The organism is Mycobacterium sp., assembly GCF_052145595.1.
Lineage (GTDB): Bacteria > Actinomycetota > Actinomycetes > Mycobacteriales > Mycobacteriaceae > Mycobacterium.
Genome location: NZ_JBKQOI010000099.1, coordinates 36,467 through 59,468 on the forward strand (window position 1 = coordinate 36,467; position 23,002 = coordinate 59,468).

The 23,002-nt window shown below is 65.9% G+C and carries 23 protein-coding genes; 12 read left to right on the plus strand and 11 right to left on the minus strand.

From position 1 onward, the window contains the following. The first annotated feature begins 103 nt into the window (after positions 1 to 103). The 3 genes from ACLP4W_RS08640 (at position 104) to ACLP4W_RS08650 (ending at position 2,691) form a co-directional block, all read left to right on the plus strand. Complete coding sequence (locus tag ACLP4W_RS08640; protein WP_442385720.1) at positions 104 to 1,168, plus strand: NAD-dependent epimerase/dehydratase family protein; 1,065 nt, start codon at positions 104 to 106, stop codon at positions 1,166 to 1,168. A gap of 10 nt (positions 1,169 to 1,178) precedes the next feature. Continuing rightward, on the plus strand, positions 1,179 to 1,760 hold the full coding sequence (locus tag ACLP4W_RS08645) for a class I SAM-dependent methyltransferase (RefSeq protein WP_442385721.1): 582 nt from the start codon (positions 1,179 to 1,181) through the stop codon (positions 1,758 to 1,760). 82 nt (positions 1,761 to 1,842) lie between these two features. Then, complete coding sequence (locus tag ACLP4W_RS08650) at positions 1,843 to 2,691, plus strand: enoyl-CoA hydratase-related protein (RefSeq protein ID WP_442385722.1); 849 nt, start codon at positions 1,843 to 1,845, stop codon at positions 2,689 to 2,691. Positions 2,692 to 2,755: 64 nt separating this feature from the next. On the opposite strand, the gene ACLP4W_RS08655 is transcribed toward ACLP4W_RS08650, so the two are convergent. The 8 genes from ACLP4W_RS08655 to ACLP4W_RS08690 form a co-directional block, all read right to left on the minus strand. After that, on the minus strand, positions 2,756 to 4,456 hold the full coding sequence (locus ACLP4W_RS08655; RefSeq protein ID WP_442385723.1) for an FAD-binding protein: 1,701 nt from the start codon (positions 4,454 to 4,456) through the stop codon (positions 2,756 to 2,758). Further along, the gene (locus tag ACLP4W_RS08660; protein WP_442385724.1) at positions 4,453 to 5,820 is read right to left on the minus strand and encodes an aromatic ring-hydroxylating oxygenase subunit alpha; all 1,368 of its coding nucleotides are present in this window, start codon (positions 5,818 to 5,820) and stop codon (positions 4,453 to 4,455) included. Before ACLP4W_RS08660 ends, ACLP4W_RS08655 begins: the two co-directional genes overlap by 4 nt. Before the next feature lie 25 nt (positions 5,821 to 5,845). After that, on the minus strand, positions 5,846 to 7,381 hold the full coding sequence (locus tag ACLP4W_RS08665; protein ID WP_442385725.1) for an acyl-CoA synthetase: 1,536 nt from the start codon (positions 7,379 to 7,381) through the stop codon (positions 5,846 to 5,848). Between the two features lie 19 nt (positions 7,382 to 7,400). Then, the gene (locus tag ACLP4W_RS08670; protein ID WP_442385726.1) at positions 7,401 to 8,276 is read right to left on the minus strand and encodes an enoyl-CoA hydratase-related protein; all 876 of its coding nucleotides are present in this window, start codon (positions 8,274 to 8,276) and stop codon (positions 7,401 to 7,403) included. 26 nt (positions 8,277 to 8,302) lie between these two features. Next, positions 8,303 to 8,539, minus strand: a complete 237-nt coding sequence (locus ACLP4W_RS08675; protein ID WP_442385727.1) for a biotin/lipoyl-containing protein — start codon at positions 8,537 to 8,539, stop codon at positions 8,303 to 8,305. Next, positions 8,532 to 9,530, minus strand: coding sequence for an alpha-ketoacid dehydrogenase subunit beta (locus ACLP4W_RS08680; RefSeq protein WP_442385728.1), 999 nt, complete (start codon positions 9,528 to 9,530; stop codon positions 8,532 to 8,534). The genes ACLP4W_RS08675 and ACLP4W_RS08680 overlap by 8 nt, the downstream gene beginning before the upstream one ends. 4 nt (positions 9,531 to 9,534) lie before the next feature. Then, complete coding sequence (locus tag ACLP4W_RS08685; RefSeq protein WP_442385749.1) at positions 9,535 to 10,473, minus strand: thiamine pyrophosphate-dependent dehydrogenase E1 component subunit alpha; 939 nt, start codon at positions 10,471 to 10,473, stop codon at positions 9,535 to 9,537. A 97-nt stretch (positions 10,474 to 10,570) separates the two neighbouring features. Beyond that, positions 10,571 to 11,434, minus strand: a complete 864-nt coding sequence (locus tag ACLP4W_RS08690; RefSeq protein WP_442385729.1) for a mycofactocin-coupled SDR family oxidoreductase — start codon at positions 11,432 to 11,434, stop codon at positions 10,571 to 10,573. Positions 11,435 to 11,742: 308 nt separating this feature from the next. Here ACLP4W_RS08690 and ACLP4W_RS08695 point away from each other — a divergent pair, with 308 nt between their 5' ends. The 9 genes from ACLP4W_RS08695 to ACLP4W_RS08735 all read left to right on the plus strand — a co-directional run bounded on the left by ACLP4W_RS08695 (position 11,743) and on the right by ACLP4W_RS08735 (position 20,391). Beyond that, complete coding sequence (locus ACLP4W_RS08695) at positions 11,743 to 12,963, plus strand: CaiB/BaiF CoA transferase family protein (RefSeq protein WP_442385730.1); 1,221 nt, start codon at positions 11,743 to 11,745, stop codon at positions 12,961 to 12,963. A 134-nt stretch (positions 12,964 to 13,097) separates the two neighbouring features. Further along, positions 13,098 to 13,367, plus strand: a complete 270-nt coding sequence (locus ACLP4W_RS08700; RefSeq protein WP_442385731.1) for a metal-sensitive transcriptional regulator — start codon at positions 13,098 to 13,100, stop codon at positions 13,365 to 13,367. A 39-nt stretch (positions 13,368 to 13,406) separates the two neighbouring features. Next, entirely contained in the window at positions 13,407 to 13,829 is a 423-nt protein-coding gene (locus tag ACLP4W_RS08705; protein ID WP_442385732.1) for a DUF302 domain-containing protein, read from the plus strand. A gap of 59 nt (positions 13,830 to 13,888) precedes the next feature. Then, on the plus strand, positions 13,889 to 14,245 hold the full coding sequence (locus tag ACLP4W_RS08710) for a carboxymuconolactone decarboxylase family protein (protein ID WP_442385733.1): 357 nt from the start codon (positions 13,889 to 13,891) through the stop codon (positions 14,243 to 14,245). 108 nt (positions 14,246 to 14,353) lie between these two features. After that, positions 14,354 to 15,598, plus strand: a complete 1,245-nt coding sequence (locus tag ACLP4W_RS08715) for an amino acid deaminase/aldolase (RefSeq protein ID WP_442385734.1) — start codon at positions 14,354 to 14,356, stop codon at positions 15,596 to 15,598. 23 nt (positions 15,599 to 15,621) lie between these two features. Beyond that, positions 15,622 to 16,827: a M28 family metallopeptidase gene (locus tag ACLP4W_RS08720; protein ID WP_442385735.1), complete on the plus strand. Its 1,206-nt coding sequence runs from the start codon at positions 15,622 to 15,624 to the stop codon at positions 16,825 to 16,827. Then, positions 16,824 to 18,119 carry a D-arabinono-1,4-lactone oxidase gene (locus ACLP4W_RS08725; RefSeq protein WP_442385736.1) on the plus strand — a complete coding sequence of 432 codons (1,296 nt, stop codon included), beginning with the start codon at positions 16,824 to 16,826 and terminating at the stop codon, positions 18,117 to 18,119. The genes ACLP4W_RS08720 and ACLP4W_RS08725 overlap by 4 nt, the downstream gene beginning before the upstream one ends. 118 nt (positions 18,120 to 18,237) lie before the next feature. Beyond that, entirely contained in the window at positions 18,238 to 19,602 is a 1,365-nt protein-coding gene (locus ACLP4W_RS08730; protein ID WP_442385737.1) for a wax ester/triacylglycerol synthase domain-containing protein, read from the plus strand. Between the two features lie 498 nt (positions 19,603 to 20,100). Then, positions 20,101 to 20,391, plus strand: coding sequence for an ANTAR domain-containing protein (locus ACLP4W_RS08735; RefSeq protein ID WP_442385738.1), 291 nt, complete (start codon positions 20,101 to 20,103; stop codon positions 20,389 to 20,391). 112 nt (positions 20,392 to 20,503) lie between these two features. Here ACLP4W_RS08735 and ACLP4W_RS08740 read toward each other — a convergent pair whose 3' ends face one another. From ACLP4W_RS08740 to ACLP4W_RS08750, 3 genes are all read right to left on the minus strand, one after another. Further along, complete coding sequence (locus ACLP4W_RS08740) at positions 20,504 to 21,280, minus strand: Lrp/AsnC family transcriptional regulator (RefSeq protein ID WP_442385739.1); 777 nt, start codon at positions 21,278 to 21,280, stop codon at positions 20,504 to 20,506. A gap of 31 nt (positions 21,281 to 21,311) precedes the next feature. Next, positions 21,312 to 21,527 (minus strand): AsnC family protein, encoded by a 216-nt coding sequence (locus tag ACLP4W_RS08745; RefSeq protein WP_442385740.1) that lies wholly within the window; start codon positions 21,525 to 21,527, stop codon positions 21,312 to 21,314. Between the two features lie 64 nt (positions 21,528 to 21,591). Further along, positions 21,592 to 23,002: CoA transferase (locus ACLP4W_RS08750; RefSeq protein ID WP_442385741.1), on the minus strand; the 1,411-nt coding region annotated here is incomplete at its 5' end.

A 23,002-nucleotide genomic window follows, 5' to 3' on the forward strand; every position in this document is an offset into this window, starting at 1 on the left:
CGGTTCGGCCTTGCTCGGTAAACGTCAAACTACTACCCTCGAGCATCAAATACAGACTGCTGTCCAGAAAAGGCCGATTCCGGTGCGGGAACGAGGGGCCGCCATGTCGAATGACGATTGCGTTCTCGTCACCGGGGCATTCGGTCTGGTCGGCTCCGCAGTGGTGTCCGCATTGGCCGGCCGGGGCGGCCGAGTTGTAGCCACCGACCTCGAGATACCCGCGAATCGCAAACGCGCACAAGCGTTCACCTCCCGCCCGGGGGTCGAGGTGCGCTGGGCGGACCTGACACCGCCCGCCGACGTGGCGGCCCTGCTCGAAGCGGTCGCACCAACGGCCATCATCCATTTGGCCGCCATAATTCCGCCGTTTTGCTATGCCAGGCCAGGGCTCGCGCGGGCGGTCAACGTCGACGCCACCGCGAGTTTGGTAAATGCGGCTTCGGCCATGCCGATCCCGCCCCGATTCGTGCAAGCCTCAAGCGTCGCGGTCTACGGCGCCCGCAACCCCTATCGCAACGATGGGCTGCTGACGGCGTCGACACCGTTGCGGCCCAGCGATCTTTACGGCGCGCACAAGGTCTTGGCGGAGCAGCACGTGACAGGCTCCGACCTGGACTGGGTGGTGTTGCGGCTCGGCGGTGTGCTCTGGGCCGAACCGCGATGGTCGCTTGACCGCGATCTGATTTTATTTGAAGCGGTGCTGCCCTCCGACGGACGCATCCAAACCGTCGACGTGCGCGACGTTGCCCATGCGTTCTGTGCGGCAACCGTCACCGATCGCGTCCGCGAGATATATCTCGTCGGCGGCGACGACACCCATCGCATCACGCAAGCCAGCCTCGGGACCGAGTCCGCGGCCGCAATGGGTTTGAAGGGTGGCTTGCCGGCGGGAAGGCGCGGTAATCCCGATGACGACCGGACATGGTTCGCCACGGATTGGATGGACACCGAGCATTCGCAGAATATCCTTGCCTATCAACATCATTCGCTACCCGCAATGTACGCCGAGACGCGGGCGAAGGTCGGCTGGCGCCGGTGGCCGCTGCGGGTGCTCGCTCCAGCGCTGCGCTGGTATCTAGCCTGGCGATCGCCGTATCGCGGGTTTCCCGGTACCTATGCCGACCCGTGGGGGGCTATCAGGCAACGCTGGGGCGATCCTGGCCCGTAGGGTTGCGCCTGTGGCCGAGGAGGACCGGCGCCGCTGGGACGAGCGGTACGCGAGCCTGGAACCCGCATCCGCCGGTGCGGTTGGGCCGCCCGGCGTCTTCGCGGCGCATGCGCAGGTGTTCCCAACCACGGGACGGGCTCTTGATCTGGCGTGCGGGCGGGGTCTCGGCGCGGTCTGGCTGGCCCGGCGAGGGCTGGAGGTCTTGGGTTTGGACGTCTCGCCCGTGGCCATCGCCCAGGCACGGGACCTGGCCCGGCGCATTGGAGTTGGCGATCGCTGCCGGTTTAACGTAACCGATTTCGACGACGGCCTGCCGGCCGGACCGCCCGTCGACGTCGTCGTCTGCCACAAGTTCCGGGACCGCCGCCTTTACCGGGCGATCATCGAGCGCCTGGCGCCGGGCGGGCTGCTGGCGATTGCGGTGTTGAGCGAAGTGGGTGCCGCCCCGGGGCGGTTCCGCGCTCTGGTCGGCGAGCTACCGGCGGCGTTCGCCGAACTCGACCTGGTTGCCGCCGGCGAAGGGGAGGGCTGCGCCTGGCTGCTCGCGCGAGCCGGACGGTCAGGCTTCCAGTCTGGCGCGCACGGCCGCTAGTCGCGGCGCCAGGAATTCGGGGTGCAATGTACGCCGTGTTTTAGGCCTTTCGGGTATCGCCGCGTCCGGTAATGTCCCGAGCATGGAGCGGCGCGTGCTCGAGGCGGTCATCTATGAACGCGAACCGCCGATTGCGCGGATCATCCTCAATCGGGTCGACAAGGCCAACACCAAGGATGCGGTCCTGGTCACCGAAGTCGACAACTGCCTGCACGAGGCCGACCGCGACAACGAGATCAAGGTTGTCATCCTCAAGGCCAATGGAAAGGGCTTCTGCGGCGGACACGTGGCCCGCTGGGGCCCGGACGAGAACCCCTACCCGGACTTCGGAAACACCTTCGAGGAGCTGTACAAAGGCACCGCCGACCTGTTCCTGTGGCCGACGTTGTATCTGTGGGAGTTTCCCAAGCCGACGATCTCTCAGATCCATGGCTACTGCATGGGCGGCGGGATTTATCTCGGCCTGCTGACCGACTTCTGTGTGGCGTCCGAGGACGCGTATTTCCAGATGCCACTCGCCCAGAGCCTGGGGGAGCCCGGCGGGCACACCATGATCGAGCCGTGGCTGCTGATGAACTGGCACCGCACCATGGACTGGCTGCTGCTGGCGCCAACCCTGTCCGCCCAGCAGGCGCTCGACTGGGGCCTGCTCAACAGGGTGGTGCCACGCGCAGACCTCGAAGACACCGTCGAGGAAATGGCGCACAAGATCGCGCAGATCCCCTTGACGACCCTGATGGCGGTGAAGAACAACGTGAAGCGCGCCTGGGAATTGATGGGCATGCGCGTCCACCTTCAGGTCAGCCACATCTTGACCAACATGGTCGGCGCCGCTTCCGATGTTCAGGCGCGGCGCGCCGAGCTCATGCAGTCGGGTATGAAGCCGCGTGAATTCGTCGGCCGCGACGAAAAGGACGCCCCGCCAACGTGAAGCTGGCTTCACGCTCGACGGCGAACGTGAAGCTGGCTTCACGCTCGGCGGGGTCGGCGGTGGATTACCGGTTCTTCTCGCCGGCGATTCTGCGCCCGGCGGCGTGCCGCGCGGCGACGTAGCCGAACACCATCGAGCTGGCGATGCTCGCGCCGGCGCCCGGATAAGTGCGGCCCATCACCGTTGCGGTGGTGTTGCCGGTGGCGTACAGGCCCTCGATCACCCGGTCCTGCTCGTCCAGAACCTGCGCGTGCTCGTTGGTGATCACACCGCCGCAGGTCCCGACGTCCGCCGGGAAAACCCTGGTCGCGTAGTAGGGCGCGCGGTCGAGCGGGCCTACGGCAGCGTTCGGTCGATACCCGGGATCGCCGAGGCAGTCGTTGTAAGCCGACTGGCCGCGTCCAAAGTCCGGGTCCAGACCCTTGGCGGCGAACCGGTTGAACCGCTCGATCGTGCGCGCCAATTCGTCGGCCGGAAGCTCGATCTGGCGGCCCAGGTCGGCGATGGTGTCGCCGCGCTTGACCGCACCGCTTTCAATGAGTTCCGGCGGCAGGTGTTGCTTCCGTTTGAGTGGGTTCGTGCTGGTGACGTATCTGCGCACGTACCCGTCGTCGAAGATCATCCAGCAGGGGACGGCCTTGTTGGCGTACATCGCCTTGCCGACTTCGACGTAGGAGTTCGACTCGTTGCAGAATCGCCGGCCGGTCGAGTCGACGTAAATGGCACCGGGTCGCTGTCGGCCCGACCCGAGCGACGCGGCAGCGGAGCCGCCATTGGCGATGAAAACCGAAGGAAGCCACCACGCTTCGTCCAGCAGATCGGTTTTGGCGCCCAGACGCATCGCCGTCTGCAGCACCTCGCCGGTGTCACCTGCATTGGCGATCGACCACTTCGCCTCGTTGGGCTGATCGCCGCTGTAACGGCGACGCATCTCGGCGTTGTGCCCGAATCCGCCCGCGGCCAGCAAGACTCCCTTTCGCGCCTCGACGTTCAGCGGTGCGCCTCCGCGGGACACGCGCGCGCCGACGACGCGGCCGTCTTCGACGATGAGGTCCTCCATCGCGGCATTGGTCCACAGCGGAGGCTGGCCTTCACTGAGGTCGATCAGCGCCTTCAGCATTTGAGCGATGAGTGATGCGCCATTGGTGAGGATTTGGCGACGGCCGACCCGCGCGGTCGCAGTGCGCAGGAACACCTTCGTCGCGACCGCGAACGCGTGCGGCGAACGGTTGTAGTACTGGACCGAGCGCAATTCATTGGTCAGGACCACGAACCCATAGTTCTTGGCGAGCGGCGGCTGCACTTTGTCGCGCCAGCTCCCCAGCTCGGCGGCATCGAAGGGAATGCCTTCGATGGCGCGGCCGGACTCGTTGCCGCCCTTGTGATTCGGATAGTAGTCGCTCCAGCCGGCGCATCGGATCAGCCGGACACCCTTGCGGATCAGGAAATTGATCATCTCGTAGCCCGCGGTGAGGAACATTTCGCGGCGCGCGGGCGAGGAGGGCGCACCAATGTCGCCGACCACGTCGGCCAGGTAGGCCATGCCGTCTTCGTGCGAATCGGCGATGCCGTCGGCGCGCATCAGCGGGTTGTTCGGCAGCCAGACGATACCGCCGGAAAGCCCCGTCGACCCGCCGACCAGCGCCTGCTTCTCGACAATCAGCGGCTCGAGCCCGCAGTCGAGCGCGGCAAGGCCGGCCACCATGCCGCCGCCGCCGCTGCCCGCGATGAACAGGTCGACGGAGCGGTCCCAGTGCGTGGTCATCGTGCCTCCGAGCCAAATCCCAGATCGGCGACCGGCACGTCAATGGTGGTGTTGGTCTTCTGGATCGCGGGTACCAGGGCGTCGTACGGCAGGCCGGCGAGGAAGCCGTCGATGACGCGTTCGAAGTTTGAGATCAGCCCCTCGATCCGGTTCGACAGTCGCATGTATTCAAAGCCCTTGGAGTGCAAGCCTTTCTGCTGTCGCGGCAAGTTGGAGAAATCTTGGGCGGGGATCGGCGGCCAGCGCGGGTCGTCGGGCGCCATGGGCTCCGGTGGTGTGGGCTTTCCCCGCGAAAGATCGGAGGGGAAACGGGTGAGGGACCAGATCTCGAACAGGGTTTCCTCGGGGCCCAGCGGACGGATCCGGTAAGAGGAGGCGCTGCTGTACTGGGGCAGCAGAAAGTAGTGCGGGAAGCAGAAATTGATCGCGTCGACGATGCCTTGCCGCTGCAACTCATTGAGGTCCGGGATGTCACAGCCCCGGGCCCGATGCCAACCGACGATGGCGTCGTTGAGGGTGCTGCGCCAGATGGCCATCGCCGCTGCCGGATCGGCCGGCAGCTCCATGTTCTGCCGGCCCTCGGCGATGCGGATGTCGTTCTCGTGGGTCATGCCGGCCATGCCTTCGCCCAGGGTGCGCATGAAGTACAGGTTGGTCTGCGCCAATCCCGGTGGTTTGGACGACGTGGGCTGCGAAGAGGGCAGCAGCTGCGGGTGGGTTTGGGGGACATGGTAGCCCTCCATGAACGCGGCTGTCGCCAGCTTCCAATTGACCGGGAGCCGGCACGACTGCCACCACTCGACGCGCAGCGACTCCACCTTCCAGGCGTCATAGATGGACGCGAACGGCTCGAAGCAGTCGCGTAGCGGTGGGGCTTCGTCATCGAGGTTGATCCACGCACACCCACCCCAGAGCTCACATCGGACCGAAACCAGACGGAGATCGTCCGGGCTGAGGTTGTGCTCGTCGAACTCCTCGGGCCGTAGGACGAAGGTGTTGCATCCGTCGATGCCCCAACACCAACCGTGGAAGGGGCACACGAAGGTGCGCCGCGTCCCGTTGCCTTCCACCAGCTTTACGCCGCGATGGCGGCAGGCGTTGTGATAGGCGCGCACGTTTTCCGCGTCAAGGCGGACCACGATGATCGACTCTTCGAGGATCTCGTACTCGACGTAGTCCCCGGGCTTGGGGATCTCCTCGAGCCGGCATGCCATCTGCCACACGCGTGGCCAGAGCAGCTCTGCCTCCAGCGCATAGAACTCGGGGTCGTAGTACCGCTGCTTGGGAATCCGATCGGCGGTTTGCACCGCCCACGGCACCCGAAGCGGGGTCCGGTTCACATTGGTGCTGTGGGTGGTCACCATTTCATCCCCTTTTTCGTACCCTCGTTCATACGATCCGTGACGCCCGCCCCTGCCAGTAACGTTCGCTAATACGTCTCTTGTAGAGCTTTCCGTTCGGGTCGCGGGGCAATTCCGGGTCGAATTCGACTGTGCGCGGGCATTTGTAGCCGGCAAGGTGAGTTCGGCAGTACTGGATGAGCTCGGCCTCGAGGTCGGGGCCGGGGCTGACGCCGTCGGCCAGTTGCACGACGGCCTTGACCTCTTCACCGAACTCGTCGTTGGGAACGCCGAACACCGCGGCGTCGACGAGTTTGGGATGCATGACCAGCAGGTTCTCCACCTCCTGGGGGTAGATGTTCACCCCGCCGGAGACGATCGTGAACGTCGACCGGTCGGTCAGGTACATGTATCCGTCCTCGTCGACGTAGCCCACGTCCCCGAGGGAACGCCACCCACGTTCGTTGGACACCGACGCGGTCTTGGCGGGATCCTTGAAGTACTCGAAGTCGGGTCCACCTTCGAAGTAAAGCTCGCCGGACCGCCCGACCGGAAGCTCCTGCCCGTCTTCGCCGAGCACGTGCACCGGCGCCATCGGTATGCCCACCGAACCGGGATGCGCGAGCCATTCCGCGGGGCCGATCGTGGTTCCCGCGAATCCCTCAGTGCCCCCGTAATATTCGTGAATGATAGGGCCAAACCAGTCCATCATGCGGTGCTTGACATCGACCGGGCAGGGCGCGGCGGCGTGAATCACGCAGCGCAAGCTCGAGACGTCATACTTCCGCCGGACCGCCTCGGGCAGCTTCAGCATCCGGACGAACATCGTCGGGACGAATTGGGCATGGGTGACGTGGTGGTTTTCGATCAGCCGCAGGGCGGTCTCGGCGTCGAACTTGCGCATGATGATCGATGCGGCGCCGACGCGGTTGACCGCCATGGTGTAGTTCACCCCGGCCGCGTGGTACAGCGGCGCGGGGGAGAGGTACACGCTGGAACGGTTCATTCCGTAGCGGTGGGTCAGTGCCATCTCCAGCACCGCCTGCGCCCAGGAGCCGTTGCCGTCGGCGGGGAGCGGCCGGCGGACGGCCTTGGGCCGTCCCGTGGTGCCCGACGAGTAGAGCATCTCCGATCCGTCCGAGGGCGGCGGCGCGCCGCCCACCGCCGCCAGGGCGCCCGCATAGGATCGCCAGCCGGGCAGCTGGCCTCCGACTGTGATGTGGACGTGGACGCCTGAGTTAACGTCGCGGATGTGTGCGGCGAGGTCGCTCATCGTCGCATCCAAGAACACCGCCTTCGCGTCGGAGTCGTCGATGACGTAGGCGACCTCCTCCGGAGTGAAGTGGGTGTTCACGGCGGTGTAATAGAGTCCGGAAAGCTGGCAGCCCCAAGTTATTTCGAAGAACTCGGGCCGGTTCGGCAGGACCAGGGCCACGCCGTCGCCGCGGCGCAATCCCGCACTGTGCAGCAGCGCGGCGACCCGTTGGCTCCTCGCGTATAAATCGGCGAACGAGATCGTGTCGTCGTCCGCGACGATGAGGGCCGGGGAATCCGCGGCCCTCATCGCGTGGTCGGCGATGTTCACGAGCAGACCTCGAAAAGCCTCAAGTGGCCGCCGCGCCGTCGCCCGTCGATGCGGCCGCGGCCGCCTGGCGTCGGGCTTGCTCGGACGGCAGCACCTTGTCCTTGAACACCGTTTGAATCAGCTGCTGCACATCCTTACTGACCGACGCGAGCGCCACGAGATCGTTGGAGCTCTGCCAGTGCACCCGCATGCCCATCAACTCCCAGGCGCGCTTGAGGTTGGCCTTGGTCGCCAGCAGCGTCGTCATCGGCGCCTGGGCGATGTGGCGGGCGATCGCCTCGACCCGGTCGTTGAGTTGCTCACGCGGAACGACCTCGTTGACCAGACCGAACTCCAGCGCCCTCTTGGCGTCGATGACCTCGGCGAGGTACAGGTAATACGCCGCGCGCCGCCAGTTCATGAAAACCCACGGCTCGATCGAGCATTCACCCGAGGGCATGCCGAAGCCCTGCAGCGGCGGGTAGGAGAAGTAGGCGTCCTCCGACGCGATGACGATGTCGGTGGTCAGCCCGTAGTGGGTGCCCCCGCCGACGCAGTAACCGTGCACCTGCGCGATCGTCGGCTTGGAGAACTCCCAGAGGTTCAGGATCGGTTTGACGAACAAGTCGGTCTGCGGCTTCCATGGCGTGCCCATCACCTTCGCGCCCTCAACGAACGCCGGGTAGTCGACCGCGTTGTTGCCGATGGCGTGTCCCGAGCAGAAGCCCTTGCCGTTGGCCTTCAGGATCAGGACCTTGATGTCGTAGTCGCGGTCCGCGTCCAGCAGTGCGGCGTCGACCTCTTCGGCCATCTTCTGGTCTTGGGCGTTGGCCTTCTCGGGCCAGTTGAGCGTGACTCGTGCGATCGGACCTTCTTTTTCGTAGATGATTCTCTCGCGGGTCTCGTTGAGATCCATGTAGCCTTGCCTTTCGCTATTTCGGTTTATGAGGTGATGACGCCGATTTCGGTGCCGATGTCGTAGGTGGTCCCGACCTGGCCCGTCCATCGCACGGTGCCCGAGGCTCCGGCTTCGATTTCCTGTTCCACCTTTTCGGTGGCGATCACGTAGATCGGCGTGCCCTCGTCGACATGCTCGCCCGCGTCGACGAGAAGGTCGGTGAGCTCGGCTTCCGAGACGGCCACCGATACGCGTGGAATACGAATAATGAAGTCAGCCAAGGGTTTTGGCCTTCTCGAGAGCGCGTTGCGCGGCCGCGACGATCCGTGCCGGCGACGGGTACACCTGCGCCTCGAGCGCCGCCGCGGCCGGGTTGGGGACGAACCGGGCGCCCACCCGCTCGACGGGCGCGGCAAGTTCGCCGAATAACTCGGATTGCAGGATCGCGGCGACTTCGGCTCCCGGACCGGCGAATTGGACCGCGTCGTGGACCACCACGGCCCTGCGAGTGCGCCGGGCGGATTCGACGATCGTTTCGACGTCGAGCGGTACGAGGGTGCGCAGATCGACGACCTCCGCGCTGACGCCCTGTTCGGCCAGCGTGGCCGCCGCAGCGAGCGCATCGTGCACACTGCGTCCGTAGCTGATCAAGCTCACATCGGTGCCCGGTCGCTTGATGTCCGCCCGGCCGAGCGGAATTAAGAATCCGGGTTCGACGGGGACGGGCCCCTTCTTGCCTTGCAGCCGGATCGTCTCGACGAACAGGCAGGGGTCCTCGTCGAAGATCGCCGCCGTCAGCAGGCCTTTGCCGTCGCGCGGGGTGGCGGGGACGATCACCTTCATTCCGGGGATGTGCATGAACCATGCTTCGAGGCTCTGCGAGTGCGTCGCGCCGGTGGCCAATCCGGCGTAAACCTGGGTACGGATGGTGATCGGCGCCGTCGTCCGTCCCGCGGTCATGAACCGCAGTTTGGCGGCGTTGTTGATGAGCTGGTCGGCGGCGATGCCGATGAAATCCATGATCATGATCTCGGCCACCGGCAGCATCCCGTCTATCGCCGCACCGATCGCGGCGCCGACGATCGCGGCCTCCGAGATGGGAGTGTCCAGCACCCGGTCGTGGCCGTACTTCGTCGACAAGCCCGCCGTCGGTCCGGATGCGCCGGGATCGGCGATGTCCTCACCGAGCAAAAACACCCTGTCGTCGGCACTTAGCGCCTCGTCGAGCGCGAGGTTCAGCGCCTCGCGCATCGTCATCTCTTTTTCTTGCATATCGTCACACCGGGAACTTGATCGGGGTTGCGTAGACGTCGCGGTCGAGTTCGTCGATCGACGCGGGATCCGAACTCATCACCGTGGCCAGGGCGCTTTCCACCGCCGCCACTGCCTCGTTGTCGATGCGGTCGAGCTCGTCCGGACTGCAAATGCCGGCCTCGGCGACGTGATTGCGGAACCGCGGCACCGGGTCGGCCGCCAGCGCCGCTGCCAGCTGGTCCTTGGGAATGTAGGGCATCCGGTCCCCGAAGTAGTGGCCGCGGAAACGGAATGTCACGCACTCGATGAGGGTGGGGCCGCTGCCGCCGCGCGCCCGCTGCAGCGCCTCGTCCAGCGCTGCTTTCACCGCCAGCGGGTCATTGCCGTCGACGCGAACACCCGGCATGGCGTATCCGGCCGCCCTCTCGGCGACGTGCTCGAGCTTCATGGTGTCCGAGGTGGGCGTCATTTCGGCGTAGAGATTGTTTTGGCAGACGAACACCATCGGCAGATCCCACAGCGCGGCCATGTTGGCCGCCTCGTGGAACGAGCCGGTATTGGTCGCGCCGTCCCCGAAACTGACCGCCGTGACGCGATCCAGGCCTTTGCGTTTCGCGGCCATCGCCAACCCCACCGCGACCGGCGGTCCGGCCCCCACGATCCCGGTCGACAGCATGACGCCCTTGTCCGGGTTGGCGATGTGCATGGTGCCGCCCTTGCCGCGGCCGGCGCCCACGGTGCGACCCATCATCTCGCCGTAGATCTCCTCGAGCGGGACACCCTTGCCGATGAGATCGTGCAACCCACGGTAGGTCGTCACCAGCTGGTCGTCGGGCCGCAGCGTTACCCCCATCGCGGCGGCGATGGCCTCCTGACCACGCGACGGCCAGTACACGCACATGAACTCCCCGGTAGAGATGCCCTTGGCCAGCCGGTCGTCGGCCGCCTTCATCAGGACCATCAGCTCATAGAGGCGACGCTCAACTTTTGCGGAGTTTCGGTCGATCACCGGGTTCCTCCAGTTCCACTGCAGCGCAGTCCGATTGGTACCACCGCCGTCACGCGCCCGACCACGGCTTGACCTTGAGGAAGCCGCCGCCGTCGACGCGCAACTGCTGTCCGGTGACATAGCGTGCCGCGTCGGAGGCGAGGAACAGCACGGCCTCGCTGATGTCCTCGGGCTCGACGTAGGGGATCGGCATCGCCTGGACGAACGGGAAAACCGGTTCGGCATCCTCGCGGGTCGGGTCCTTCAGGTCGGGCCGGAAGGCCCGGTACATCGGCGCACTGTGCAACATGTCGGTGTTGACGTTCGTCGGATGCACGGCATTCATCCGGACGGAGAACTTGGCCAGCGCCAAGGCAAAGTCGTTGACGTAGTGCGCGGCAGCGAGTTTCGCGAACGCATAACCGGCTCCGCCTGGACCGCCGTCGATGCCGGTGGTGTTCATCGACGACATGAATGCCGCGTTGGACCCGATCACTATGATCGACGCGCCGGCGTGCAGATGTTTGAGGCTCGCGTGCACGAGGTTGAGCACGCCGACCAGGTCCACATCGACAGCGTCGGCGAACGCCTGGGGCGGTAGGCCCGCGGTGAGCGGGCAGATGCCGGCGTTGGCAACCACGATGTCCAGATGGCCGAACTCGGCGACGCCCTGATCGATCGCCGCGGACAGAGCCACCCGGTCGCGAACGTCGGCAATCGCCGTGAACGCGCGCTGCCCCTCTTTCTCGACCAGCCGCGCCGTCTCGTCGAGATCCTCCGGCCGGGCCAGTGGGTACTCGTTGGTTTCGATGTCCGCGCAGAGGTCGACCGCGATGACGTCGGCACCTTCGGCGGCCAGCAGCCGCGCATGCGAGCGCCCCTGACCGCGGGCCGCCCCGCTGATTACGGCCACTTTGCCGGTTACCCTGCCCATCGCCAGTCCTTCGCCCGTGTACCTACCTCAACGACACGCGTTGGCCCCCAACGCTGTTCGCTACCATAACTCCCGCTGTATCGCGCATTTCGCGCGATTCGCGGATGGAATGAATCGGTTGGTCGCTGAGCTGCGCTGTGATTCGCCACGCGGTCACTGCAGCGGGCACCGGAATCGGACCAACGGTCGGCTCCATCGCATCTCTTCCACGAAAACTGCGCTGGCCCGCAGCCGGGCTATCTCTATTCCCTAGGCTAACTAGAATATCTAAAATAGCAAGGAATAGCCGCGACCCAGGGGAGTTGGCGATGTCTGGCGTACTCAGCGGTGTCCGGGTTGTCGAATTGGCGTCGTGGACCTACGTGCCGTCGGCCGGTGCCGCCCTTTCCGACTGGGGCGCCGACGTCATCAAGGTGGAAGGCGTCGCGTCGGGCGACCCCGGGCGTGCGCTGGTGGTCGGCGGTTTCACCCGGGAAGCGGCCCGCCCTGACGCCGACTTCATCCTCGAGTTGGGAAACCGTGGAAAGCGCAGCATCGCCATCGACATCAAATCCGAAATGGGCCGCGAATTGTTCGGCCGGCTGTTGGCCAGTGCGGATGTTTTCCTGACCAATTGGCTGCCCGGCGCACTCGAACGGGCCCGGCTGACCGTCGAAGACATCCGCGCGTTCAACCCCAAGATCATCATCGCGCGCGGCACCGGGCTGGGGGTCCGCGGCCCCGACCGGGATCGCGGCGGGTTCGACGCCGCCACGTATCTGGCGCGCGGCGGGGTGGCATACACCCTCACGCCGTTCGGAACCGAAACGCCCGCCGTCCAGGGTCCGGCATTCGGCGACCTGCAGGGTGGGGCAACGCTGGCCGGTGGTGTGTGCGCCGCGTTGTTCCACCGGGAACGGACCGGTGAGCCCACGATCGTCGATTCCTCACTGCTGGCCCAGGCGATGTGGGCCATCGCGCCGTCGATCTCAGCGGCCGATTTCTTCGATATCGACGGCATTCCGGGCGCACCTCCCGGTTTGGCCATCAATCCACTTGTGAACCGGTACAAGACCAAAGACGGCAGGTGGATTCAGCTGGTGTTCTTGCAGCCCGACAAGTTCTGGGCCGGCTTCTGCGAACGCATGGGTCTGGCAGAGTTGGCCACCGACGAGCGATTTGTACCGTCGAGCAACCTGATAGCCAACGCGGCAGCGGCAACCGAGATCGTGGCGAAGGCATTCGCCAACCATGACCTGGCGCACTGGCAGCAGGTGCTCGAAGACGAACCCGGCGTGTGGGGCGCGCTGGCGACGCCGCGGGAGACCCTCAACGACCCGCAAGTCGAACCCAATGGCTACGTGGTGACCAACGTCGACGACCATGGCGAGAAGTACCGGATCGTCGCCGCGCCGGTTCAATTCAACGAGACCCCACCGGCCGCCGCGCGCGCTCCAGAACACGGGCAGCACACCGAAGAAATCCTGCTCGAACTCGACGTCGACTGGGACGACATCGCCAGGGCGAAGGACCTCAAAGCCATCCTGTGAGGCCGGACGGATTGTCGGGTTTCACCTGGGTGATCGTCTCGGATTGCAGTGATGCCCTATGGGGTATATTCTGGGTGTCCGCTTTATACCCCCACGGGTACTCTGTCGGGTAACACAATGAGACGGAGGATCCAATGATTGGTGATCAAGACAGCATCGCCGCGGTGCTGAACCGGCTGCGCCGCGCCCAGGGGCAGCTCGCCGGGGTGATCTCGATGATCGAGCAGGGCCGCGACTGCAAGGACGTCGTCACCCAGCTCGCCGCGGTTTCGCGTGCCCTCGACCGCGCCGGGTTCAAGATCGTGGCGACCGGATTGAAGGAATGTGTCGCGGGCACAACGGCAAACGGTGCGACTCCGCTGAGCGAAGCCGAGTTGGAGAAGCTGTTCCTGGCGCTCGCCTGAGCGGCGACAAAAAGGATCTGAGCAAGAAAGGGAGTCCCTATGAACATCGCGATTGCGACCCGGCTGCACACCTCTTTCGAAGACGCGGTCGCGCGGACGCGCGAGGCGCTCGCGGAGCAGGGCTTTGGCGTACTGACCGAAATCAACGTGAAGTCCACGCTTAAAGCCAAACTCGGCCACGACATGGAGGACTACCTGATCCTCGGCGCCTGCAACCCGCCGCTGGCCCATCGCGCGGTGGAGGCAAATCGCCAGATCGGCTTGCTGTTGCCCTGCAACGTCGTCGTGCGCGCCGATCCCGACCACGCCGGCACGGTGCTCGTCGAAGCGATGAATCCGGGGCTGATGGTCGAGTTCACCGGCGAGCCGGAGCTGCGCCCGATCGCCGAGGAGGTCACGGGCAAGCTGCAAGCGGCCATCGACTCGCTCAAGCACAGTTCGCCGGTGACCGCCGGCGAATAAGCCCCAGAAACCGCGGGCAGTACTGGTGATTAATACCCATGGGGGTATACGATGAGCGCATGTCAGACCACCATCACAGCGGGGTCCTCGAAGACCTGTTGCCGCAGCATCGCGCCCTACGCAAGCAAATCCCCGAGGTCTACAAGGGATTTGCGGCCCTCAGCAGCGCTGCCCTCAGCGACGGAGCGCTGAGCCGCAAGGTCAAAGAGCTCATGGCGCTCGCGATTGGGATTGTGCAGGGATGCGATGGTTGCATCGCATCGCATGCCCAGGCAGCTGCCCGCGCCGGTGCCACGGCGGAGGAAGCCGCCGAGGCCATCGGCGTCACCATCCTCATGCGCGGTGGCCCTGCCACCATCTACGGGGCGCGCGCTTACACGGCATTCTGCGAATTCGCCGACGCCAACCCGTCATAGCCATAGATCGCAGCGGGGCGCTGCAACTGAACGTTTTGCGGCGGCATCGCGAACCGGGCATCAGCCCTCGCGGAATTGCGGGGCGCCATGTTCAGTAGGGTTTGCGGCGTGCACGAGGTGCTCGGTCGCGAGCGAGGTCCGGACGGGCCGGTCGGGCTGGACACGCAGGCCCGGCTCCGGCGCTATCAAGAGGCGTTCGCCGATTGCGATGCGCCGTTCGCGTTCGTCGACCTCGACGCGATGTGGTCCAACGCCGAGCAGATGCTGGCGCGCGCGGGGGACAAGCCGATCCGCGTCGCGTCAAAGTCGTTGCGGTGCCAGCTGTTACAGCGTGAAATCCTGGATGCCAGTGAGCGATTCGACGGGCTGATGACGTTCACGCTGCCCGAGACGCTGTGGCTCGCGGGGCTCGGTTTCGCCAACCTCTTGCTCGCCTACCCGACGACCGACCGTGCCGCACTCGGCCAGCTTGGCGAGATGACCGCCGAGGACCCTGACGGTGCGCCGATCGTGATGGTAGACAGCGTCGAGCACCTCGATCTGATCCAAAATGCGACCGACAAGCCGATGCGGCTGTGCCTGGACCTCGACGCCGGCTACTGGCGCGCTGCGGGGCGGGTGAAGATCGGCCCCAGGCGATCGCCGCTGCACACCCCGGAGCAGGCCCGGGCGCTCGCGGTGGAGATCGCGCGGCGACCGGCGCTGCGGTTGGAGGCGCTGATGTCCTACGAGGGCCACATCGCGGGCTTCGGCGACCAGGTAGCCGGCAAGCGCGTGCAAAACACCATCGTCAGGTGGATGCAGCGCCATTCGATCGCGGAGTTGCGCGAACGCCGCGCCCGCGCGGTCGAACTCGTGGGCCAGGTCGCCGACCTCAAGATCGTCAATGCCGGCGGCACCGGCGACCTGCAGTTTGTCGCACAGGAGCCGGCCATGACCGAGGCGACCGCCGGTTCCGGGTTCTACGCGCCGACATTGTTCGACTCCTACTCGGCGTTCACACTGCAGGCTGCGGCGATGTTCGCGCTGCCGGTCTGCCGCCGGCCCGACGCAAGCACCGTGACCGCGCTCGGGGGCGGCTACCTGGCCAGCGGCGTCGGCGCCAAGGACCGCATGCCGACGCCCTACCTGCCCGCCGGCCTGAAGCTCGATCCGATGGAAGGCACGGGCGAGGTTCAAACGCCGCTGCACGGCGATGCGGCCCGAACCCTGAAAATCGGCGACAAAGTCTATTTCCGCCACGCCAAGGCCGGCGAACTGTGTGAGCGATTCGACCGCTTGCACCTGGTCCGCGGCGCACAGATCGTCGACACCGTCCCCACGTACCGGGGTGAAGGACGCACGTTTCTTTAACGAAGTCCCTAGAGGAGCCTGCCATGACCGCGATCACCGCGTTGCCGACCGAGCTGGCCACCATGCGGGAGGTCGTCGAGACGCTCGCGCCGATCGAGCGCGCCGCCGGCGAGCCGGGCGAGCAGCAGGCGGCCGAGTGGATAGTCGGGCGGTTGAGCGCGGCGGGCGCGAACAATTCGCGTGTCGAGGAGGAACAGTTCTACGACGGCTACCCGCGGCTGCACGCCAAGCTGTCGGCGGTCGGGGTTGCCGCGGCCGCCGCGGGCCTGATCAGTCGCCGCTTGCGAGGGCCCGCCGCGGTGGCGGGGTTGGGTGCCGGGCTGGCCATCGCCGATGACTGCTCCAACGGCGTGCGGGTTGCGCGCAAGGCGATGCAGAAGCCCAGGCCGACATGGAACGTCGTGGCAGAGGCCGGTGATCTGGCCGGCGAGCGGACGGTTGTCGTGTGCGCGCATCACGACGCGGCGCACAGCGGAAAGTTCTTCGAACCCGGCTATCAGCGGTATTTCGTCGAGCGCTTCCCCGGGATCGTCGAGCGCATCGACACGTCGCTGCCGAACTGGTGGCCGTCGATCTTCGCCCCCGCGGTCGCCGGTGTCGGCGCGCTGCGCGGCAGCCGCAAGATGATGCTCGCGGGAGCCGCGATGAGCGCCGTCGGGATGGCCGTGTTCGCCGACATCGCCCGCAGCCCAATCGTTCCCGGCGCCAACGACAACCTCTCGGCCGTCGCGCTGATCGTCGCGTTGGCGGAGCGGTTGCGCGACCGGCCGGTGCCCGGGGTTCGGGTGCTGCTGGTATCGCTTGGTGCCGAGGAGCAACTGCAGGGTGGCATCTATGGGTTCATGGCCCGCCACAAGCCCGGGCTCGACCGCGACCGCACCCACTTCCTGAATTTCGACACCGTCGGCTCGCCCGAGCTGATCATGCTGGAGGGCGAAGGCACGACGGTAATGGAGGACTACTACCACCGGCCATTCCGCGATCTCGTCGCGCGGGCCGCCGAACGGGCGGACGCGCCGCTGCGGCGCGGCATGCGATCGCGCAACAGCACCGACGCCGTGCTCATGAGTCGGGCGGGCTACCCGACCGCGTGCTTCTCGTCGATCGACCGGCACAAGGCGTTGTCGAACTATCACCAGATGTCGGACATCCCGGAAAACCTGGTCTACGAGACGGTGATGCACGCGGTCACCGTCGCCGAGTCCGTGGTGCGGGAGTTGGTGCGTTGAGCCCCAGCTGGGGCAACTGGGCGGGTGAGCAGTTCTGCGCTCCGTCGGCGATCGTGCGGCCCACCTCGGAGGGCGAGCTGGCCGAGGTGGTTGCGCGGGCAGCCCGGCGGGGTGAGCGAGTCCGCGCCGTCGGCACCGGGCACTCCTTCACCGACTGCGCGTGCACGGACGGGGTGATGATCGACATGACCGGCCTGCAGCGGGTCGTCGACGCGGACTCAACGAGCGGTTTGGCGACGATCGAGGCGGGTGCGAAGTTGCGCGCGCTCGGCCCGCAGCTGGCCGCGCGCGGGCTCGGGTTGGAAAACCAGGGTGACATCGATGCGCAATCGATCAGCGGCGCCACCGCGACCGCGACACACGGGACCGGGGCGCGGTTTCCGAACCTGTCGGCGCGGATCGTCTCGCTGCGGCTCGTCACCGCCGGCGGCGACGTGCTCACGTTGGCGCAGGGTTCGAATAGTGATGACTACCTGGCCGCACGGGTATCGATTGGGGCGCTGGGGGTGATCTCACAGGTCACCGTCCAGACGGTGCCGCTGTACACGTTGCATCGCCGGGACCGGCGGCGCGCCCTGACCGAAACGCTGGAACGCCTCGACGAATTCGTCGACGGCAACGATCATTTCGAGTTTTTCGTATTTCCTTACAGCGAAACGGCTCTGACGCGCACCACGCGCCGCAGTAACGAGGAGCCCGCGCCGACGCCGGGGTGGCGGCGCAGGTTCACCGAGGATTTCGAGAACGCGGGCCTGAGCCTGATCTGCCGGACCGGCCGGCGCCTCCCGGGTGCGGCGCCGGCGCTCAACCGCCTGATGACAAGCCTGATGTCGGAATCCACCGTCTGCGGCCGCGCCTACCAGGTGTACGCCACCGAGCGCAGGGTCAGGTTCACCGAGATGGAATACGCGATCCCGCGCGGGCATGCACGTGACGCGATCCGTCGAGTCATCGACCTCGTGCGCCGTCGCAACTTGCCGATCCTGTTCCCGCTCGAGGTGCGTTTCGCGGCATCCGACGACGCCTTCCTGTCGACCGCGCACGGCCGCGACACCTGCTACATCGCCGTCCACCAATACGCCGGCATGGAGTTCGAAGCCTATTTCCGGGCCGTCGAGGCGATCATGGACGACTACGCGGGCCGCCCACACTGGGGCAAGCGCCACTACCAGAACGCCGGCACGCTTGGCGGGCGTTATCCCGGCTGGGATCGCTTCGCCGCGGTCCGCGACCGCCTCGACCCCGACCGCGTCTTTCTCAACGATTACACCCGGCGGGTGCTCGGCGACTGAAGCCGGGAAGTGCACACACCTGACGAATGGCCCGATCTGTAAGGACCAAAGTCATTGTGTGCCAATAATCTGATGACCTTGGCCACCACGAGTCGTAGGTTTGTGCCCGGAGGACATGATGACCGAATTCATGCGCAACACCGACGCCTTCACCTGGGCGATGGAAAGCGATCCACGGCTGCGATCAACCGTGGTCAGCGTCGTGCTGCTGGAGCGATCCCCGGACTGGGACGAGGTGCGCGAACGATTCGACCTGATAAGCCGGAAACTGCCCATGTTTCGGCAACGGGTGGTGTCGTCGCCGCCCCCGGCCCCGCCCCGCTGGGAGTATGACCCGGACTTCGACCTCGACTACCACATCCGACGAGTCGTCGCTCCCGGGCCTGGCACGCTCGACGACGTGCTCGAGATGGCCCGATTGGCCGAGATGCAGGACTTCGACCGCGCCCGGGCGCTCTGGGAGACGACGCTGATCGATGGCCTGGAAAACGGTGGCGCGGCCATGATCTGCAAGTTCCACCACGCCCTCACCGATGGAATCGGCGGCATCCAGATCGCGATGAACCTGTTCAACCTTTCCGAAAAGCTGTATGAGCATGAGCCCCTGCCGCCCGAGCCGGAGGTGTCCAGGCCGTCGTGGCTCAGCGGCTACCGGGAGAGCTGGCGCTTCGACACCGGCCTGCTCGCGAACGCCTTGACGGGCGCGGTCAAAGCGGCACCGCGACTGGTATACGACAGTGTTCGGCGACCCGTCGCGACAGCCCGATCGGCGGCGGCCACCGCGGCATCGGTCTATCGGACGGTTCGGCCGATAAGTCACACCGGGTCTCCGCTGGTAACCGACCGCGGCATGATCCGGCATCTGATGGTGCACCAGGTGCCGATGCCACTACTGCGGGAAGCGGCGCACCGCTGCGGTGGGGCACTGAACGACGCGTTTGTCGCCGGCGTGGCCGGTGGGTTACGCCGATACCACGAGAAACACGACGTCGCGATCGGCGACCTGCACCTCACGATGCCGATCAGCCTGCGGACAGAGGCCGACGATATGGGTGGAAACCGGATCACGCTGATGCGGTTCGACGTGCCCGTGGGCGAGGCCGACCCGGCGGCACGAATCAAGGCAATACACCAGCGCACCGGCGCGGTGCGTGACGAAAGGTCCCTGCCGTACACACAGCTGATCGCCGGCGCCCTCAACCTGATGCCACGCTGGTACATCGGTTCGGTCCTGCGCCACGTCGACTTCCTGGCCAGCGACGTGCCGGGTGTGCCGGTGCCGGTCTTCCTGGGCGGCGCCCCGGTGCACGCCCAATACGCGTTCGGCCCGACGATCGGCTCAGCAGTCAACGTCACATTGCTCACCTACGTCGACTCCTGCGCCCTGGGCATCGACATCGATACCGCCGCGATACCCGATTACGACGTGTTCTACGAAGCCCTGGTCGCCGGCTTCGACGAAGTGTTAGCGCTCGCGGGCTGATTCGGCCGTCGCTGAGGCGAGCCCACCGGGCCCGGTTGCCGCCAGCACCCGGCGTGCCTCGATCCGCCCGCCCGCATGAATTCGGCCCAGTCGCGCGTGCTGAGGAACTGGCGGTAGAAGCCGACACGCCGCACGGTCTCGTACGAAACCGGCTCGATCATCATCACAACTCCCGGGTGCGGGTTATCGCATCGAAGTACTGGCGGAGGCGAAAACGTCGAGTAGCGCACCGAGCATGGTGCTTCACTGCGCCCTGCCGGCGGATCGGGATCGACCGGCCGGGATGCTTGGCCACTCGGCTGGTAGCCGGGTGATCCCGAAACGGTCACAGCTGCATACCGATGCGGATGACAATCTGGCACAACGGGACAAATTCGCAAATCATGGCACAGGGCGCCATTGAGGATCACGGCCACGAGCCGCGCGCAGCTGCACCGATCCTCGCTCCGCTGCGCGGGTAGCGGATTTCGTTAGGGCGCAACAGGAGGTACCGACAGCATGATGGCGAACTGGGTTCCCGCCCACGCTTCCTATGGCCCGAACTCCGGTCGCATCCTCGACACCGCGCGGGGCATTCTCATTGGCCTTCGCCGATGCCCTTCTCACGTCGCTCTTGATGAATTGCACGGCGCGGCAATACGTCACAAGGTCCCGGTATTCGCGATGGCTTGGGCGCTGGTCCACCTGGCGGGGGGCGGAGAGAAGACACCCAGCTTCATCGATGCGCAGTCTGCGGCCCGCCACGAATGGGGTCCGCTGTTCGCCGGATCGGCCGCCGCGACCGGTTAGCGGCGACTAGGGACTTGGCACGGCCGGGGTTCCGGGGGGTGCCGCGGCCGTGCCAACTTGCAGTCGATGCCGGCCGAAAGCCTCCGGAACGTGGCGCTTTCCCGCTTGAGTCCTACGTCTCAGCAGGGGCCCACAAGTCGACGGGTACTATCTCCCGCGCGTGGCCGTCGAGCCCCAGTACCCGGCCCCAAGATTTGACGGATCGCAACACCACGTGTGTGTCCAGCACTGTCACCCCGGGGTATTCGGCGATGAGCCGAGAAATCACTCCGTCGAGCGAGGACAGCTTGTGTAGCTGCAATGTGACGAAAAGGCTTGCCGCGTCATCACCCACGATCGTGGCGCAGAACCGGGTTTCGGGGAACTGGACGAGCGCGCGTCCCACTGTGGCTACCGGCGACCCGGTGACCCGGAGCTTGAGCGCGACGCCCGTCAGCCAGCCGGCTTCCACACGGGCGAAATCGGTCCGGAATGCCAGCAATCCCGAGCGGGTCAGAAGACCCATGCGGCGTCGCACCACCGGTTCCGACTGGCCGACTGTGGCGGCCAGATCCCGGCAGCTGAGCCGCCCGTCGCGTTGCAGCGCCAAGAACAACTCGCGGTCAAACTCATCGAACTGGTGCGCGCTTGTGTTTGTCGCCGGATCGGGCGTCACCGCGCGCACTTGGCCCGAGCTGAGACCGCCCAGCCGCCAGCGGGTTCCACTGAACAGCTCGGTGATCAGCGCGGACCGCACGCGACGCAGTCCCGCCACCACGGGAAGCGCATCCACGATCAACTGGGAGAGCAGTGGTTGGTCGGCGGCCACCAGCAGGGCATAGACGTTATCCTTGCCCGTCGTGATGTTGACGCTGAAAACCTGGGGTCTGGAAGCGAACTCGTTGGCCACCGACTGCGCGGCACCGGGTTGGCACTCGGCTTCAAAACAATGCAGCTTTTACCGGCAACCGGGGACCGATCGCCGATGAGACCCATGCGCGTCCCGTGGATACCAGACGGCGCCACCGCCGCGCCGCAGTTACGGGCGAGACATCGAGAACCCTGCCGAGTTCTTCGAAGCTCACCTGCGGATTGACGTGAAGCGCATCCAGCAACGCGACGTCCAGTTCGTCTAGACCATCAGCGCCATCACCCACAGCGACATTGTCACCCGGTTAACTGACCTTGGTACGACTCGGTATGCGGTCGGACCCACAAGATTCATGCCGAAGCCGTTGTCCGGCCGTTGATGCTGGTCCATTCGGGGCGGCTTGATCCCCGGGGGACGAGGATCGGGTCCGGCCAGCGGGGCGGGGTGCGCCCGAAACGGACTGGCGGGGCAAGCATGCGGACGCGGCCCATTGGGCTGTCGGTTTCGTAAGCGACGGGTTCGCGGATGGTGTGCTCGTCGTCGCAGCCCGCGTCGGCGGGATCGACAAGACCCAGGCTCTGATACCACATGGCGGTGCGGGTCAGGTTGACGGTGACATGCCAGCTGCCGCCTTCCGTCTGCTGTTTGATCAGGCCGGCGGCCGCGCCAAGGGCGCCCATGTAACCGGTGATGAAGTCATTGATCAGCCCGGTGGCGGGCAGTTTGGGATTGTCGGGCCCGCCTTCAATGACCATGAGCCCGGAGGCCGCCGAGCCGTTCATGTCGAAACCGCCCCGGTGCGCCCACGGGCCGTGTGATCCGTAGCAGGTGACCGAAACATGGACCAGCCCCGGGTGTGTGCGGGCGAGTTCGTCGGGATCGATGCCGAGCTTCTCCAGCTTGCGTTCGCGATGGTTGTTGACCACGACGTGGGCGTCGCGCAGCAGCCGATCGACATTGGCCTTCCCGGTGTCCTTGGTCAAAGCCAGCCAGGCGCTGCGTGATCCGACATTGGCCTCAAAGTAAACCCAGTCGCGTTCGAAGTCGTTGGGGCGAGTCGCACCAAGCACATCGGCACCCTGTTCGGCAAGGACGCGTCCCACCGTGGGCCCGGCCACCGCATGGGTGAATGACACGACCCGCACTCCGCCGAAGGGCCTATCGGAGGCACCGAGCTCGCGTGGCGGGGCATCGCCGATGCGGGTAAGACCGATGACGGGCTGGCTGGATAGCAGCGCACCGTGTGGATGGTCCAGCCACTCCTCGGGGCTGCGGGCCACACACGCGGGCAGCCCGGCGTCATTGGCTGCCTCTTCCAGCTCGAAGGCGTCCCAGCTCCCAAAAGCCCGGGCGACTTTGGCGAAGTCCGGCGGCACGTCCAGGAAACGGCACCATTGCGCCGCCTGATGTGGATACACCGCCGAGGCCATCATGGTGCGCCGATCGCGCGTACGGTATGGAATCAGCGCGAACGGGTTGTCCAAAACCAACGCAATGCAGGGAAACTCGCCGGCCAGGGTGGGCTCCCAGGCATAGCTTGGATTGATGTGATGCACGGCCTGGCGCAAATCCAGGTGCAGGTCCTGGCCGGGGCCGCCACGCTGCCGATGCATTGCAGCCGCGGCAACGGCATTGCCCATCATGGGGATGCCGATCGCCGCGCCCAACCGATGACGGGCCGCGATGATCGGGTCTTGGCCGGCAAAGCTCACGCGCCCACCCGCGTCGGCCACCGACAAGCCGACATCGGCAAGCAAATCA